We start from the raw sequence: 13124 nt of genomic DNA, 5'->3' as shown, positions 1-13124 counted from the left end.
ACACACCTAAAATCACCTGCAGTGTGCAGCCCCCGCTTCTGTTGATCTGGTTCATGGCGGAACTGCACCGCAACCGAAAGAGCGCATGTCGGCAGTCGTTGAAACCTGGTTTGGTGAGGCCTTCGCACAACTGCACCCGTTGCTGCAGGAACTCCATCGGTCTGGAGGCACGCTCTCAGGCACAGTCGAGGTTCGCCTGGGCACCGGCCTTGCCGGTTGGGCGGGCCGGCGGCTTGCGCAAAAACTTGGTATCCCGCCTTGCGACGGAACTGCATCGATGAGCGTTTCCATCTTCAGCACTGACACCGAGCTTCATTGGAACCGTACCTTCAATGGAACCTCCACGTTTGCCTCAACCTTCACGCCGACAGGTCGTTATCCATCGGGTTACTGGGTCGAGTCATCGGGCCTGCTTCGCCTCAACCTGGGTGTTTCCATTGTCAATGGCGGCTGGGTCTGGCGTCCCATCGGAGGCCGGCTAGCGGGCGTTCCATTCCCTCTTTGGCTCCTGCCTCGCACGGCCGCATCGAAGTGCATCGACAACGGTCAGTATCAGTTCAACGTGGAAGTCGGCCTCCCATTGCTCGGTACAGTGCTCTCCTATAGCGGGAACCTGTCGTCTGAGCCTCTCATGTGAAAGCGTAGGTGGCTAGATGCATCCAGCCGGATCGAAAGTCGTACTCATATCCTTCAACGGTGCCCGGTGCGCGCCTGAAGATTGTCACCCTGCCGAGAACTATTGGCTCCTGATAGGGACCCGGGGAACCATCGCAGGTCCGGTAAACGCAAACGGCCGCGTGCTGGTCACATTCGATATCCCGGTGAGTGAAGTGGGCCTGACATGCCACAACCCCACACCCAACAGCCTCTACATTCTGGAAACCGACCTTGCGCATTCCCAATAAATTGTTCATGCGTCACAACAACAGCAGGCATCGTGCAGCATCACAGCCAATGCGTCCGTTCATTTTTAAATCAGGCCTTGATCATGCATTCACTACCACTTGCCAATGCCGTCCCTGAGAACGAAGACAAGGAGAAAATTGCGCAGCAGGCGCGCCAGAAGTTCTCAGGCTCGCTGGCGAACGACACTCAATGGAACGAGCTGATCACATACGTGCGCGGCCTTGAATGGAGACCTTCGTATCGCTCGAAGTGGGTCAACGGCCACATTTCGGGCTGGGATGTCGAATGGTTTTATCACCTGCCCTACCCGTTTGTGGGCGTGGAGTGGTTTGACATCGGCTTGCATGGCGAACTCCGCACGGGCCGCCTTCTTGCGCCAAAGATCATTGACTATTCGCCTGTGTTTCTCGGAAGGTTGAAAGAGATCGGCTTCGATTTTGAATACAGAGACGGTGTGGCCAGAATCTGGGGCTATTACCCAAAATCATATGAAGATTTTCCGCTTGGCACATCTGCTTAGTTCTTACGCCATGGATCCACACCACACCCGAATTACGTTGGCCTCAATATGACTCCTCAACAGAAAAAACGTCTCAGCTACCTGAAAGACCGTCGAAATACCTACGGCGAAAATAGCAAGGCTTCGCGCAAAGGAATACCGCTTTCCAAGGCGAGAGGCATCCGGTCTGAGCGACACGCGCAAGACCACAAACTGGCGCAAGTAGTGCGGACTGTTGACCCAGAACAACTCGACGCGCTTGAGAACCAGGTGCGCTCTACCAACCCACGCCACTGGCGCAAATCTGCGGACGACCCATTGGGTGAAGTGCTGGGCAGTCGAAAGAGCCGGCGGGCGGTTCGAGCCAGCGTGAAAGCTAGTGATTGACCATCTTGTCCCGCCGCGACAACGACGGAAACAGCCTGAACCACGCCGCAGCCACCAGCAGCGTACCCACCCCACCCGCCACCACCGAGCCCACCGGCCCCAGCAGCGCAGCAGTGGCGCCTGATTCAAACTCACCAAGCTGGTTGGACGCACCGATGAATACCGAGTTGACGGCGCTGACGCGGCCGCGCATTTCGTTGGGGGTTTCGATCTGCACCAGTGTCTGGCGCACCACCACGCTGACCATGTCGGCACCGCCCGAGACGGCCAGCACCAGCAGCGACAGCACAAAACTGGTCGACAGGCCAAACACCACCATGCACACGCCGTACAGGGCGACTGCTGACAGCATGGTCGGCCCGACGCGTCGCTCCAGCGGCCAGCGGGTCAGCACCGCGGACGTCAGCAAAGCGCCGACCGCAGGGGCGCCGCGCAGCAGGCCCAGGCCCCAGGGCCCGACGTGCAGGATGTCTTTGGCGAACATGGGCAGCAAGGCCGTGGCGCCGCCCAGCAGCACGGCAAAAAGATCCAGCGACGCAGCGCCCAGCAGGGCCTTGCGCTGCCATACAAACTCCACGCCGGCCAGCAGCGTGCGCAGCGTCACCGGCTCGCGCGGCGGCGGCGCGTGGTCATAGCGCAGCACCGCGATCAGCACGCAGCCGGTGGCAAAGAGGCAAGCGCAGGTGGCATACACCGCCGTGGCGCCGGCCACAAAAATCACGCCACCTAGCGCCGGCCCGCCTATGACCGCCGCCTGCATGCCGGCCGAGCTGAAGGCCATGGCACGCGGCAGCATGGCAGGCGGCACCAGCACCGGGGTAAGCGATTGCTGCGCAGGCATCTGGAAGGCGCGGGCCACGCCCAGCATGACCGACACCGCCAGCAACAACTCGCGCGAAGCCCAGCTATGGTGCATTCCCCCTATTTGCCAGCCTTGTGTGGCCGCCACCAGGATCATCGCCACCGTGGCCTGCGTCACCAGGCAGGCCGCGATGATGCGCCCGCGGTGAGCCCGGTCGGCGACATGCCCGGCCACCAGCGTCAGCAACAAGGCCGGCACAAACTGGTACAGCCCCACCAGGCCAAGGTCCCAGGCGCTGCCGGTCAATTCGTACATCTGCCAGCCCACGGCGACCATCAGCATCTGGTTGCCTGTGGTGGCAAAAATCCGGGCGAACCACATGCGCATGTAGGCACGCTGGCGGGTGAGTTCCTTGAATGAGTGTGTCGGCATGCGGCCCGAAGCTTAACAGTGCCGTACCCGCAAGGTGTGGCACGGGGCTACTCTTGAGGGAACGCCTTCAGTGGCTGTAATGCTATTGATTTAATAGCTGCTTGCGCACGTCCTGCCTGGCTAAACCAGTATTCCCGCATCGTCTCATTCGCAGGCACGACGGCCGTGCCCGGAACTGAACCGATTTCGCCCGAACCGGGGGGAGAAGCCCGATAAGCCCGCCTGCTGGCCTGAAAATTAGGCCATTGGCTTTAAGTGGGTGGCCGTTTTAGGCGAAACAGGCAGTTAACATGGCGACATAACAGGGCCACCCTGGCACCAGGAGGAAGAAGTTATGCACCGCATCGTCATAGTGGGCGGAGGCGCCGGAGGGCTGGCGCTGGCCACGCAACTGGGCAAACGCCTGGGCAAAAAGGGCCTGGCCGAGGTCACCCTGGTCGACGCCGCCCGCACCCATGTCTGGAAACCGCTGCTGCACCAGCTGGCCGCAGGCAGTTTTGACACCCACGCCGAAGAGATTGAATACCTCGCGCAGGCCCGCTGGAACCATTTCAAGTTCCGCCTGGGCAGCCTGACCGGCGTGGACCGCCAGAACAAAACCCTGCAGCTGGCCGCCAGCCATGACGAAGCCGGCCGCGAGATCACGCCGGCCCAGCAACTGGCTTACGACACGCTGGTGATTGCCGTGGGCAGCCAGACCAACGACTTCGGCACACCCGGCGCGGCCGAACACACCATCAAGCTGGACAGCCCGCAAGCTGCCAAGCGCTTTAACGACCGCCTGATCAACGCCTGCATTCGCGCGCAAACCGTGCCGCGCGTGGCGGGTAGCGGCCGTCTGACAGTGGCGATCGTGGGCGGCGGCGCCACCGGGGTGGAGCTGGCCGCCGAGCTGCATGCCGCAGCACGGGTGCTGGCCAACTACGGCTTTGATCACATCCACCCCGAAAAAGACCTGCAGATCGTGCTCGTCGAAGCCGCACCGCGCCTGCTGGCCCAGTTGCCCGAGCGACTGAGCGAATCGGCCATGCGCGAACTGCGCAAGCTGGCCATCGAAGTGCACACCAATGAAAAAGTGGTGGAAGTTACAGCCGACAGCTTGAAGATGGCCAGCGGCAAAGTTATTTCGTCGAGCATCACGGTGTGGGCCGCCGGCGTAAAAGCCTCCGACTTTCTGCGGACCCTGGGCGATGGCAACCCGCTGGAAACCAACAGGCTCAACCAGCTGGTGGTGAACGGAAACCTGCAAAGCGCGGGCGACACAAACATCTATGCCTTTGGCGACTGCGCGGCATGCCAGCAACCCGACGGCACCTGGGTACCACCGCGAGCCCAGGCCGCCTACCAGCAGGCCATGTACCTGACGCGCTCGCTCTCCGACCTGATCGCCGGCAAGCCGGTGGCGCCCTTCGTCTTCAAAGACCAGGGTTCGCTGGTGTCACTGTCGGAATACTCCTCCGTCGGCAGCCTGATGGGCAGCCTCACCAAGGGCAGCTTCTTTATTGAAGGCCAGCTGGCCAAGTTCATGTACTGGGGCCTGCACAAGCAGCACCAGCTGGCGCTCGGCGGCTTCAAGAAAACCGCGCTGATCACCCTGTCTGAAATGCTGGACCGGACCTATCGCCCGCGCATCAAGTTGCATTGATAATCGGGGCATCACCCTCGCAATTTTTATCAACTTCACTCAACCCAACGGAGAAAACCATGGCAAAAGGACAGCAAAACAACAACAAGATGGTCAAGAAGCCGAAGAAGGACACCTCGCCACCCAAGACGGTGTCTCCCGACGCGGTGCGCCCGACCATCGTGACGCAGGTACCACTGCGCGGCAAGCTGAAGAACAAATAAAGCCTTGATGGCCGGCTCTGGCGATTCGCCTGAAAATTTGCGGGAAGAAGTCCCGGCTGCTGCTACCGCACAGCCGGGCAATCCGCTGCACGGCGTCAAACTGGAAACGATCGTCACTGCGCTGTCTGACCACTACGGCTGGCAAGAGCTCGGCCAGCGCATCAACATCCGCTGCTTCACCAGCGATCCCAGCGTGGCGTCCAGCCTGAAATTTTTGCGCAAGACGCCCTGGGCGCGCGAGAAGGTTGAAAGCCTTTACCTATTCATGCTGCGGGAAGTCAAGCGCAGCAGCCCGCCGGTTCACAACTTCCCGCCGCCTAAAGCCAAGCCCCAGCCCTAGAGGGGATTGGCGAACAGGAGCATCATGGCGATGCCCACACCGATCAGGAAGTTGGCATCGATCAGGCCGGCCAGCAGAAACATCTTGACCTGCAGCGGCTCCATCATTTCGGGCTGGCGCACGGCACCTTCCAGAAATCGCCCGCCCATCGCCCCTATGCCCAGGCAGGCGCCAATGGCGCCCAGGCCGATGATCAATCCACATGCAATGGCAATGGCACCTGCGTCAGTCATGATTTCTTCTCCTTGGTTAAAAACTTTTCGTTGACTGAATCATGAAGGCCGAGTCGCCGCAGAACAATTACCCCGCAGGTAATGTCATCGACATTCCAGGTGTGAGGCTGCTACACGCCGATGAGTTCCTGCTGGTGCTGGACAAGCCTTCAGGACTGCTCTCAGTGCCGGGACGCGGCGAAGACAAGCAGGACTGCCTGAGCGCCCGCGTGCAGACCGCCTTTCCAGACGCCCTGATCGTGCACCGGCTGGACCAGGCCACCTCCGGCCTGATGCTGATGGCGCGCGGCGCGGCCATGCAGCGGGCGCTGAGCCGATCGTTTGAAACGCGTGAGGTTGGCAAGCGTTACGTGGCGGTGGTTAGCGGCCGCTTGCCCGCACCGAGTGAGCCGAATGCCCCAGACAGCTGGGGCCTGATCGACCTGCCCATCATCGTGGACTGGCCACGCCGGCCGCTGCGCATCATCGACGGTGAACGCGGCAAACCCAGCCAGACCCGCTGGCGCGTGCTGGCGCATGACACGGCGGCTAACACCACGCGCGTAGAACTCGAACCTGTCACCGGCCGGTCGCATCAATTGCGCGTGCATCTAAAAGCGCTGGGCCATCCGATTTTGGGCGACGCGCTGTACGCCTCTGAAACGGTACAGGCGGCCGCGCCCCGGCTGTTGCTGCACGCCGCAGCGCTGCAGTTCATGCACCCGGCCAGTGGGCAGGCGATGGCATTTGAAAGCAAGCCCGACTTTTAGACCGCGAGCAGTTCCATGGTACCGGCGCTACCATGCAGCCATGACACAAACCACTCACCTCACCCTCATCACAGGCGCCTCGCGCGGCATGGGCTTTTCCATGGCACGCCAGCTGCTCACCGCCGGCCACACGGTGCTTGGCATTTCGCGCACGGCGGTGCCCGAGCTGGAAGAACATGCGCAGCATGTCGGCGCTACGGTGCTGCAATGGACGCATGACCTGGCGGACAGCGGCTCACTGAATGAGAAGCTGGAAAGCTGGCTCAAGGATTCACATGCCAAGAAACCCTGGACCAGCGTCACGCTGATCAACAACGCGGGTGTGATTCCGCAGATCGGCTCGCTGGACCAGATTGGTGAAGCCGACCTGGCAAGGGCGCTGCGTGTGGGGCTGGAAGCGCCGATGCAAATCACCGCCGCGTTCCTGCGCGCCACCGACAGCTGGCAGGCGCCGCGCAAGGTGCTCAATATTTCGTCAGGCCTGGGGCGCCGCGCCATGGCTTCGCAAGCGGCCTACTGTGCCGCCAAAGCCGGCATGGACCATTTCACCCGCTGCCTGGCACTGGAAGAAGCCCTGAAGCCCCATGGCGCCAAAGTCTGCTCACTCGCGCCGGGCGTGATCGACACCGGCATGCAGGAGCAACTGCGCACAGCCGACCCCAAGGCCTTTCCGGATCGTGAGTCGTTTGTGGGTTTGAAAACCGGCGGCGTGTTGACATCGCCCGAAGATGCCGCTGCGCGAATCCTCGCTTTCCTGGCACGGCCAGATTTCGGCGCCAATCCAGTAGCTGACGCGAGGGACTGACCACTCCCACTGGTTACCAAAGAACTCTTCAACCAAGCAGGAGCCGCGGAACCGGCTTTGCCGGGCCGCTGGCTTCGCCCCCTGCAAGGGGGGAGCAGGCTACACGAAGTGAGCCTGAACGGGGGTGTTAATAGACCTCCGGCACCACAATGTTTTGTGGGACCGGAGTACGCACATAGTCCTCATGGCGCACCCGTTCGGGCAGCACGATGGGCGGGTGCGGGGTTTCCTGGTAGGGCATCTGCTGCAGCAGGTGGTGGATGCAGTTCAGGCGGGCTTTTTTCTTGTCGTCCGCCTGCACCACCCACCATGGGGCCTCGGGGATGTGGGTGCGGTCCAGCATGATTTCCTTGGCCTTGGTGTACTCCTCCCAGCGGCGGCGTGACTCCAGGTCCATGGGGCTGAGCTTCCATTGCTTGAGCGGGTCGTGGATGCGACCGAGAAAGCGCAGGTGCTGTTCTTCATCGGAGATGGAGAACCAGTACTTGATGAGCTGTATGCCTGAACGCACCAGCATCTTTTCAAACTCCGGCACAGTACGGAAAAATTCCTCGTACTGGTCGTCAGTGCAAAAGCCCATGACGCGTTCCACGCCGGCGCGGTTGTACCAGCTGCGGTCAAACAGCACGATCTCTCCGGCTGCCGGCAAATGGGACACATAACGCTGGAAGTACCACTGCGTACGCTCGCGGTCGTTCGGGGCCGGCAATGCCGCCACACGGCAGACGCGCGGATTAAGCCGCTGGGTGATGCGTTTGATCACGCCGCCCTTGCCGGCGGCATCGCGTCCTTCAAACAAAATCACCACCTTGTGGCCGGTGCTGACCACCCAGTCCTGCAGCTTCACGAGTTCGGCCTGCAGGCGGAACAGCTCACGGAAGTACTGGCGGCGGTCTTCTTTTTCCTGTGCCGCGTCCCTGGGGCTGCGGGCAGGTTGCTCTTCCCCGATAAGCTCGGCCACGGTGCGGTCTTCAATCTCCATCTCCAGCTCTTCGTCGTAGCTGTCGATCAGGTCATTGCGGATCCGCCGCATCAATTCTTCGTCGCTTGAACTCAAGGTTCTCTCCTGCACAACCGGAAATCGGTCAACACCCCAGCGTACCCGCGGCACATGGCAGTTTGATGAAACAGCCGAAAACCGTTGGCCATATCACCGGACTTTCAAGCCGCCCTGCAGGGCAGGAACGATATCAACCCCGTTTTTCGCTTCCATTTTGATAGCTGCTTGCGCACGTCCCTATTGGGTTTCAAGGCAGTTTTCCTTAAAAATCAGGAACTCCCATGACGTCATCAGCTTTTCTTGAGGATCTGGTAAATCTCGTCCTTGACCTTGAGCCGCCGCTTTTTCAGGTCTTCCAGCGCCTCGTCCGTGATGACACCCACGCCCTGCTCATACTTTGCAATCGCGTGGTTATCCTCGTCGTAGCGCGCAAAGAGCTCAGCAAAGTGTGGGTCAGACACCTTGAGGCTGCGCATCTTCTGCAGGTATTCCGGAAATTCATGTGCAATGTCGTGATTCAGAAGGTCCATAAAAACTCCTTTTGTGTAGCGTCACGCCGTCGGGAAACGAACAGCTGTTCAGTCGCGCACCACCAGCACAGGCAGGTGCGCGTGGGAAAGCACCTGGGCGGTGACACTGCCCAGCACCAGTTTTTCAAGCCCGCGGCGGCCGTGGGAACCCATGACGATCAGGTCGGCATCGACTGCTTCGGCGGTGTCGAGGATGCCGCGATAGATGGCATGGCCTTCCACCACCGAGCCGGTAGCGGTGATACCCGCCTCCTGGAAGGCCTGTTTGGCTGCAGTGATGGCCTCATTGGCTTCGGCCGTGGCAGCGCTCAGGTATTCGGCCTGCCCATAGGCAAAGTCGGCGCCCACCCCGGTAAAAGCATAAGGGTCTATGACGTAAACGACGGTCACCTCGCTCTTGAAAGCCTGGGCCACTGCCAATGCATTGCCGATCGCCTTGCGCGCGGTGGAAGAGCCGTCTACAGGAACCAGAATGTGCTTGTACATGATGGAATCTCCTTGAGCCAGGAATGGATTCTGCGGCCGGCGCCCTTCGCGGGTCAATGCCGGCCAGCGCAGGGCCGCTACGGCCCGCCATGCATCAGTTATAGGGTATTGGGCGACAGGCCGCCGTCAGACAAGGCGCCGAAACCGCAGCACTGCGCTGCACGGACGTCACTGCCCCGCGGCATTCATTCAGGTTTGATATTGGCCGATTTGGCCAGTTGCGCATAACGCGCCAGGTCCACCTTGATCAGCCTGGCAAGCGCGGCGCCGTCGCCGCTCAGGGGCTCCACGCCTGCCCCTGAAAGGTTTTCCCTCACAGCGGCTTCGGCCAGTACTTTTTGAACGTCCGCGTAAATTTTGGCAACCACCTCGGGCGGCATTTTGGCCGGGCCCATCAGCGCATACCAGATGGAAAAGTCCAGAGGCTTCAGGCCCTGCTCTTCAAAGGTCGGCACCTGGGGCATCAGGTCGTAGCGCGTGGCGGTTGACACGCCAATGCCGTTGAGCTTGCCGGTCTTGATGTGCGGCGCAGCAAGGTTGGCGCTGAGGATGGCCAGTTGCACCTGCCCGCCCACCACGTCGGTCAGCGCAGGGGCACAGCCCTTGTAGCCAACATTGGTAGCACTGACACCAGACTTTTGCTTGACCAGTTCCATCACGAAATGCTGCGGTGTGCCGACGCCGCAAGAGCCGTAGCTCAGCGCCGCCGGATTGGCTTTGGAATAGGCGACCAGTTCTTGAATCGTCTTGATGTTGGTGCTCTGGTGCGACACCAGCGCGATCGGTGTGAGGCCCAGCAGCATGATGGGCGTCAGGTCCTTCTCGGGGTCGTAGTTGAGCTTGCCGTTCACGGCCGGGTTGACCACCATGGTGCTGTTTTGCAGCAGCAGCGTGTAGCCGTCTGCCGGCGCCTTGACCACGGCTTCCGTGCCGATATTGCCGGAGGCACCCGCACGGTTGTCTACCGCAATGCCCTGCCCCCACAGGGTCTGCAGGCGTGCGCCGATCTGGCGCGCCAGGATGTCGGAGCCGCCGCCGGTGCCATAAGGAACAATGATGCGCACGGGGCGTGATGGATAGGCTTGCGCCAGCGCCTGCGTTGCTGTCATGGAGGTCAGTGACATCAAGGTGACCAGGGCCAGGAGCTTTGGAAATTTCATGATTCGCCTCTTTCGTTTGTCCGGGCTGTTTATTCAATAGCGCCGATACGGCGGCTCCACAATTCCCACGGCCGCATGACCTGGCCCTCATTCGTCGCCATGGCCAGGTCCGCTTCTTCGGACGTCAGGAATTCGATCGGGCCCAGGGCCGATGCGGTTAGCTGCAGCTTGGCATTTTCTTCGGCATAGACCGCCCGGTAAACCGCGCGCTCCAGCGAAGGCGCCACTACGGTCGAACCGTGGCCACGCATCAGCACGCAGGTGTGCTGGCCCAGTGCCCTGGCGAGGTCTTTGCCCAGCCCCATGTCGCGGATCAGCAGGTCGGTGTTGCCGTTGGACTCGCGGATTTCATACAGCGACGAGCCGCTGCCCAAAAAACCGCTCATGTGGAATATGGGGCGCAGGCGCTGGCCGGTCACGCCGAAAGGAATCACGCTGGGGGAATGGCTGTGCACCACCGCCATCACGTCGGGCCGCGCGCGAAAGATTTCGCCGTGAATGAAACGTTCAAGGTAGGACCGCAGCGTGGACTCACCCACCAGGTCGCCATTGAGGTCGTAAGTCAGGATGTCAGCTTTTTTGACCAGCCCGGGCGCACGGTTACAGGACAGCAGAAAATGTTCAGGTGACTTGTCGTGGCGCACGCTCACATGGCCAAAGCCATCTACCACCCCTTGGTCGTACAGGATGCGGTTGGCCATCACGAGTTTTTCGACCAGCGCTGGATCGGGCGCGGAAAGCGTCATGAAGTCTCCTTATTGGCAACGGCCCGGAAGGGTCATTTTTAATAAGCATGCATATTACATGGCAAATTTTCCAGGAAAACGCTGAAGATTCAGGGTAAACCCGCCCTCTTCGGGCATTCATCGGCCCCTCCGGCAGCCGCCACCTCAGGCTGGTGCGTCAGGGCTCGATCTTCACGCCTTTCCAGAACGCAATATGGCCCTTGATGTTGTCGGCTTCGGGCTTGGGATCGGGGTAATACCAGGCGGCATCGGTATTCATTTCACCGTTGACCAGCAACGAGTAGTAACTGGCCTGCCCTTTCCATGAGCACATGGTGTGGTGGTTGCTGAAGGTCACGTAGTCGCGGTTGAGCGCGCTTTCGGGGAAATAGTGGTTGCCTTCCACCACCACGGTGTCGTCGCTTTGCGCAATCACTGCGCCGTTCCAGATGGCTTTCATGGGTCTTTCTTTCTGCTCAAGCTGATGTTGAGGCGGGATGTGGAAATCGATCGATTGATCGGGAATTCGGAAGATGCAGGGCTCCATGCTAACCCTCCGCACAGGTCTTGGCCGACCCGGGGATTTATGAAGCCGCCCGACAAGAATGACGGCCAAAAAAAAGCGCCGGTGACAAACACCAGCGCTTTTTGTTGAGACCCCTTCTTAAGGCCAGCATGAGCCACAGGGCCGGCTTTGCCGGACTGCCAGCGGGCGGCCCCCTCGGGGGGCAGCGCATTACACGAAGTGAAAAGCGTGGGGGCCCATCAAGCAAGCCGCAAATTCTTGCCTTCAACAATCACCTTCGAACCCACTGCCACAGCGCTGGAAAGCTCCATGTTGCGCACGGTGCCATCGTCCATGCGCACGCGCACTTCGTACACGGTGACCTTCTTCATGTTTTTCTCGATCTGGTTGCCGGCAAATGCGCCGCCTGCAACACCCAGCACGGTCATGGCGGTTTTGCCATTGCCGCCACCCATCTGGTTACCGACAAGGCCGCCGACAACGCCGCCGGCCACTGTGCCAAGTCCGATGGTGGTGTTGCCCACATCCACGCCATTCACCTTGCCCTGGCGTTGGACGGGGGTCACAGCTTCGACGGTGCCGCAGGTTGCGCAGACATTGGCGCGCGGCGAGGCTTGCGCGACCACGACCGGGCTGGTGTGCGGCTTGGCGGGCTGCGTGTGTTTGGACGTATCCGCCGCCAGCTTGGAAGTCTGCGCGGGTTCATTGACCGCGGCCGATCCACCCGGCTGCGCGTCGGACCGGTTGACGACCAGCGCGGCGGCCAGCGCCATCACGGTCACGCCGAGCACGGCAACGATGGCGACAAGCGCCTTGCTGTGCTGCAGGCGCTGCGAGAAGCCCGGCTGGTGGGCAGGCTGAGGTTGAACGGCGGGTTGGTTAACTTGGTTGTTGGTGTCCATGATGGAACTCCTGTGTGTGAGCCCCGGTTGTAACAACACCGACGGATACATCCTGTAGGACGAAGTGACATTCGTAAGGAAAGCTTTCCGCGTTCAGGTGAAAGTGTGCGCTTTTCCGCACTTCAGCACGCGTTCACACTGCCCTCATACAGCCTTCACCCAAGCTTTACACGTCTTTTTAGACGCCCCCATGGGGATGGGTCGGGTCCACCCACAGCACTGTGTCCGGCTTTTCCACCGGATCGATATCGAGGTTGATAGCAACCGCTTCGCCATCACTGCGGCACAGCACGCACTCCAGCACCTCGGTCGGGCTGGCGTTGATTTCCTGGTGCGGCACGTAAGGCGGCACATAGATGAAGTCGCCCGGACCGGCCTCGGCGGTGAACTCCAGGTGGTCGCCCCAGCGCATGCGGGCTCTACCCCGAATGACATAGATCACGCTCTCCAGGTGGCCGTGGTGATGCGCGCCGGTCTTGGCGTCAGCGTGGATGGTCACTGTGCCGGCCCACAGCTTTTGTGCGCCGACGCGGGCGAAATTGATGGCGGCACGCCTGTCCATGCCGGGCGTTTGCGCTGTGTTGCCATCAAGCTGGTTGCCCGCGATCACGCGCACGCCGTCGTGCTTCCACGGCGGGTCGGCTTCTCCATGCGCGTGTGGATGCGCGTGTCCGGGACCGTGGGAATGATCGTGGTCGTGAGGATGATGCGGAAGCGTGGGGTCATTGCTCATGCTGTCAGCGTACACCAGCGCCGTGCATTCAGTCCAGCACAACGGCCTCCCGCACTGCGCA

The 13124-nt window shown here is 60.9% G+C and carries 18 protein-coding genes; 8 read left to right on the top strand and 10 right to left on the bottom strand.

Going from position 1 to position 13124, the window contains the following annotated elements:
- The first annotated feature begins 85 nt into the window (after positions 1–85).
- The 3 genes from AC1DVV_RS02255 (at position 86) to AC1DVV_RS02245 (ending at position 1792) form a co-directional block, all read left to right on the top strand.
- Positions 86–637: a DUF4166 domain-containing protein gene (locus tag AC1DVV_RS02255; protein WP_477702265.1), complete on the top strand. Its 552-nt coding sequence runs from the start codon at positions 86–88 to the stop codon at positions 635–637.
- Between the two features lie 351 nt (positions 638–988).
- Positions 989–1426, top strand: a complete 438-nt coding sequence (locus tag AC1DVV_RS02250; RefSeq protein WP_457279208.1) for a DUF6678 family protein — start codon at positions 989–991, stop codon at positions 1424–1426.
- Positions 1427–1474: 48 nt separating this feature from the next.
- Entirely contained in the window at positions 1475–1792 is a 318-nt protein-coding gene (locus AC1DVV_RS02245; RefSeq protein ID WP_477707097.1) for a hypothetical protein, read from the top strand.
- On the opposite strand, the gene AC1DVV_RS02240 is transcribed toward AC1DVV_RS02245, so the two are convergent.
- Complete coding sequence (locus AC1DVV_RS02240; protein WP_477702264.1) at positions 1782–3026, bottom strand: MFS transporter; 1245 nt, start codon at positions 3024–3026, stop codon at positions 1782–1784. The two genes, AC1DVV_RS02245 and AC1DVV_RS02240, sit on opposite strands and share 11 nt — an antisense overlap.
- Positions 3027–3360: 334 nt before the next feature.
- Here AC1DVV_RS02240 and AC1DVV_RS02235 point away from each other — a divergent pair, with 334 nt between their 5' ends.
- From AC1DVV_RS02235 to AC1DVV_RS02225, 3 genes are read left to right on the top strand one after another with little or no spacing between them, the layout of a single operon-like run.
- On the top strand, positions 3361–4671 hold the full coding sequence (locus tag AC1DVV_RS02235; RefSeq protein ID WP_457279210.1) for an NAD(P)/FAD-dependent oxidoreductase: 1311 nt from the start codon (positions 3361–3363) through the stop codon (positions 4669–4671).
- 59 nt (positions 4672–4730) lie between these two features.
- Entirely contained in the window at positions 4731–4874 is a 144-nt protein-coding gene (locus AC1DVV_RS02230; RefSeq protein WP_164483755.1) for a hypothetical protein, read from the top strand.
- A 7-nt stretch (positions 4875–4881) separates the two neighbouring features.
- The gene (locus AC1DVV_RS02225) at positions 4882–5214 is read left to right on the top strand and encodes a VF530 family protein (protein ID WP_477702267.1); all 333 of its coding nucleotides are present in this window, start codon (positions 4882–4884) and stop codon (positions 5212–5214) included.
- On the opposite strand, the gene atpE is transcribed toward AC1DVV_RS02225, so the two are convergent.
- The gene (gene atpE / locus AC1DVV_RS02220; RefSeq protein WP_007868318.1) at positions 5211–5447 is read right to left on the bottom strand and encodes a F0F1 ATP synthase subunit C; all 237 of its coding nucleotides are present in this window, start codon (positions 5445–5447) and stop codon (positions 5211–5213) included. The two genes, AC1DVV_RS02225 and atpE, sit on opposite strands and share 4 nt — an antisense overlap.
- Before the next feature lie 41 nt (positions 5448–5488).
- Here atpE and AC1DVV_RS02215 point away from each other — a divergent pair, with 41 nt between their 5' ends.
- Both AC1DVV_RS02215 and AC1DVV_RS02210 read left to right on the top strand, forming a co-directional pair.
- Positions 5489–6196 (top strand): pseudouridine synthase, encoded by a 708-nt coding sequence (locus AC1DVV_RS02215; RefSeq protein WP_457279212.1) that lies wholly within the window; start codon positions 5489–5491, stop codon positions 6194–6196.
- Between the two features lie 40 nt (positions 6197–6236).
- Complete coding sequence (locus AC1DVV_RS02210; RefSeq protein WP_477666317.1) at positions 6237–7001, top strand: SDR family NAD(P)-dependent oxidoreductase; 765 nt, start codon at positions 6237–6239, stop codon at positions 6999–7001.
- A gap of 127 nt (positions 7002–7128) precedes the next feature.
- On the opposite strand, the gene ppk2 is transcribed toward AC1DVV_RS02210, so the two are convergent.
- The 8 genes from ppk2 to AC1DVV_RS02170 form a co-directional block, all read right to left on the bottom strand.
- Entirely contained in the window at positions 7129–8034 is a 906-nt protein-coding gene (gene ppk2 / locus AC1DVV_RS02205; protein WP_477666398.1) for a polyphosphate kinase 2, read from the bottom strand.
- Positions 8035–8291: 257 nt separating this feature from the next.
- Positions 8292–8531 carry an HP1242/YdcH family protein gene (locus AC1DVV_RS02200; protein WP_457279214.1) on the bottom strand — a complete coding sequence of 80 codons (240 nt, stop codon included), beginning with the start codon at positions 8529–8531 and terminating at the stop codon, positions 8292–8294.
- Between the two features lie 48 nt (positions 8532–8579).
- Positions 8580–9017, bottom strand: coding sequence for a universal stress protein (locus AC1DVV_RS02195; RefSeq protein ID WP_457279215.1), 438 nt, complete (start codon positions 9015–9017; stop codon positions 8580–8582).
- Between the two features lie 185 nt (positions 9018–9202).
- Entirely contained in the window at positions 9203–10177 is a 975-nt protein-coding gene (locus AC1DVV_RS02190; RefSeq protein ID WP_457279216.1) for a Bug family tripartite tricarboxylate transporter substrate binding protein, read from the bottom strand.
- A 29-nt stretch (positions 10178–10206) separates the two neighbouring features.
- A complete protein-coding gene (locus AC1DVV_RS02185) occupies positions 10207–10923 on the bottom strand; it encodes a class II aldolase/adducin family protein (RefSeq protein WP_457279217.1) in 717 nt (238 codons plus the stop codon).
- Between the two features lie 157 nt (positions 10924–11080).
- Positions 11081–11362, bottom strand: a complete 282-nt coding sequence (locus AC1DVV_RS02180; RefSeq protein ID WP_348047097.1) for a DUF427 domain-containing protein — start codon at positions 11360–11362, stop codon at positions 11081–11083.
- A gap of 305 nt (positions 11363–11667) precedes the next feature.
- Positions 11668–12330 carry a glycine zipper 2TM domain-containing protein gene (locus tag AC1DVV_RS02175; RefSeq protein WP_457279218.1) on the bottom strand — a complete coding sequence of 221 codons (663 nt, stop codon included), beginning with the start codon at positions 12328–12330 and terminating at the stop codon, positions 11668–11670.
- A 178-nt stretch (positions 12331–12508) separates the two neighbouring features.
- A complete protein-coding gene (locus AC1DVV_RS02170) occupies positions 12509–13063 on the bottom strand; it encodes a cupin domain-containing protein (RefSeq protein ID WP_477702263.1) in 555 nt (184 codons plus the stop codon).
- Positions 13064–13124 lie beyond the last annotated feature (61 nt).

The organism is Polaromonas sp. P3_B4, from assembly GCF_056402835.1.
This window is presented reverse-complemented; position numbering and strand designations above follow the sequence as displayed.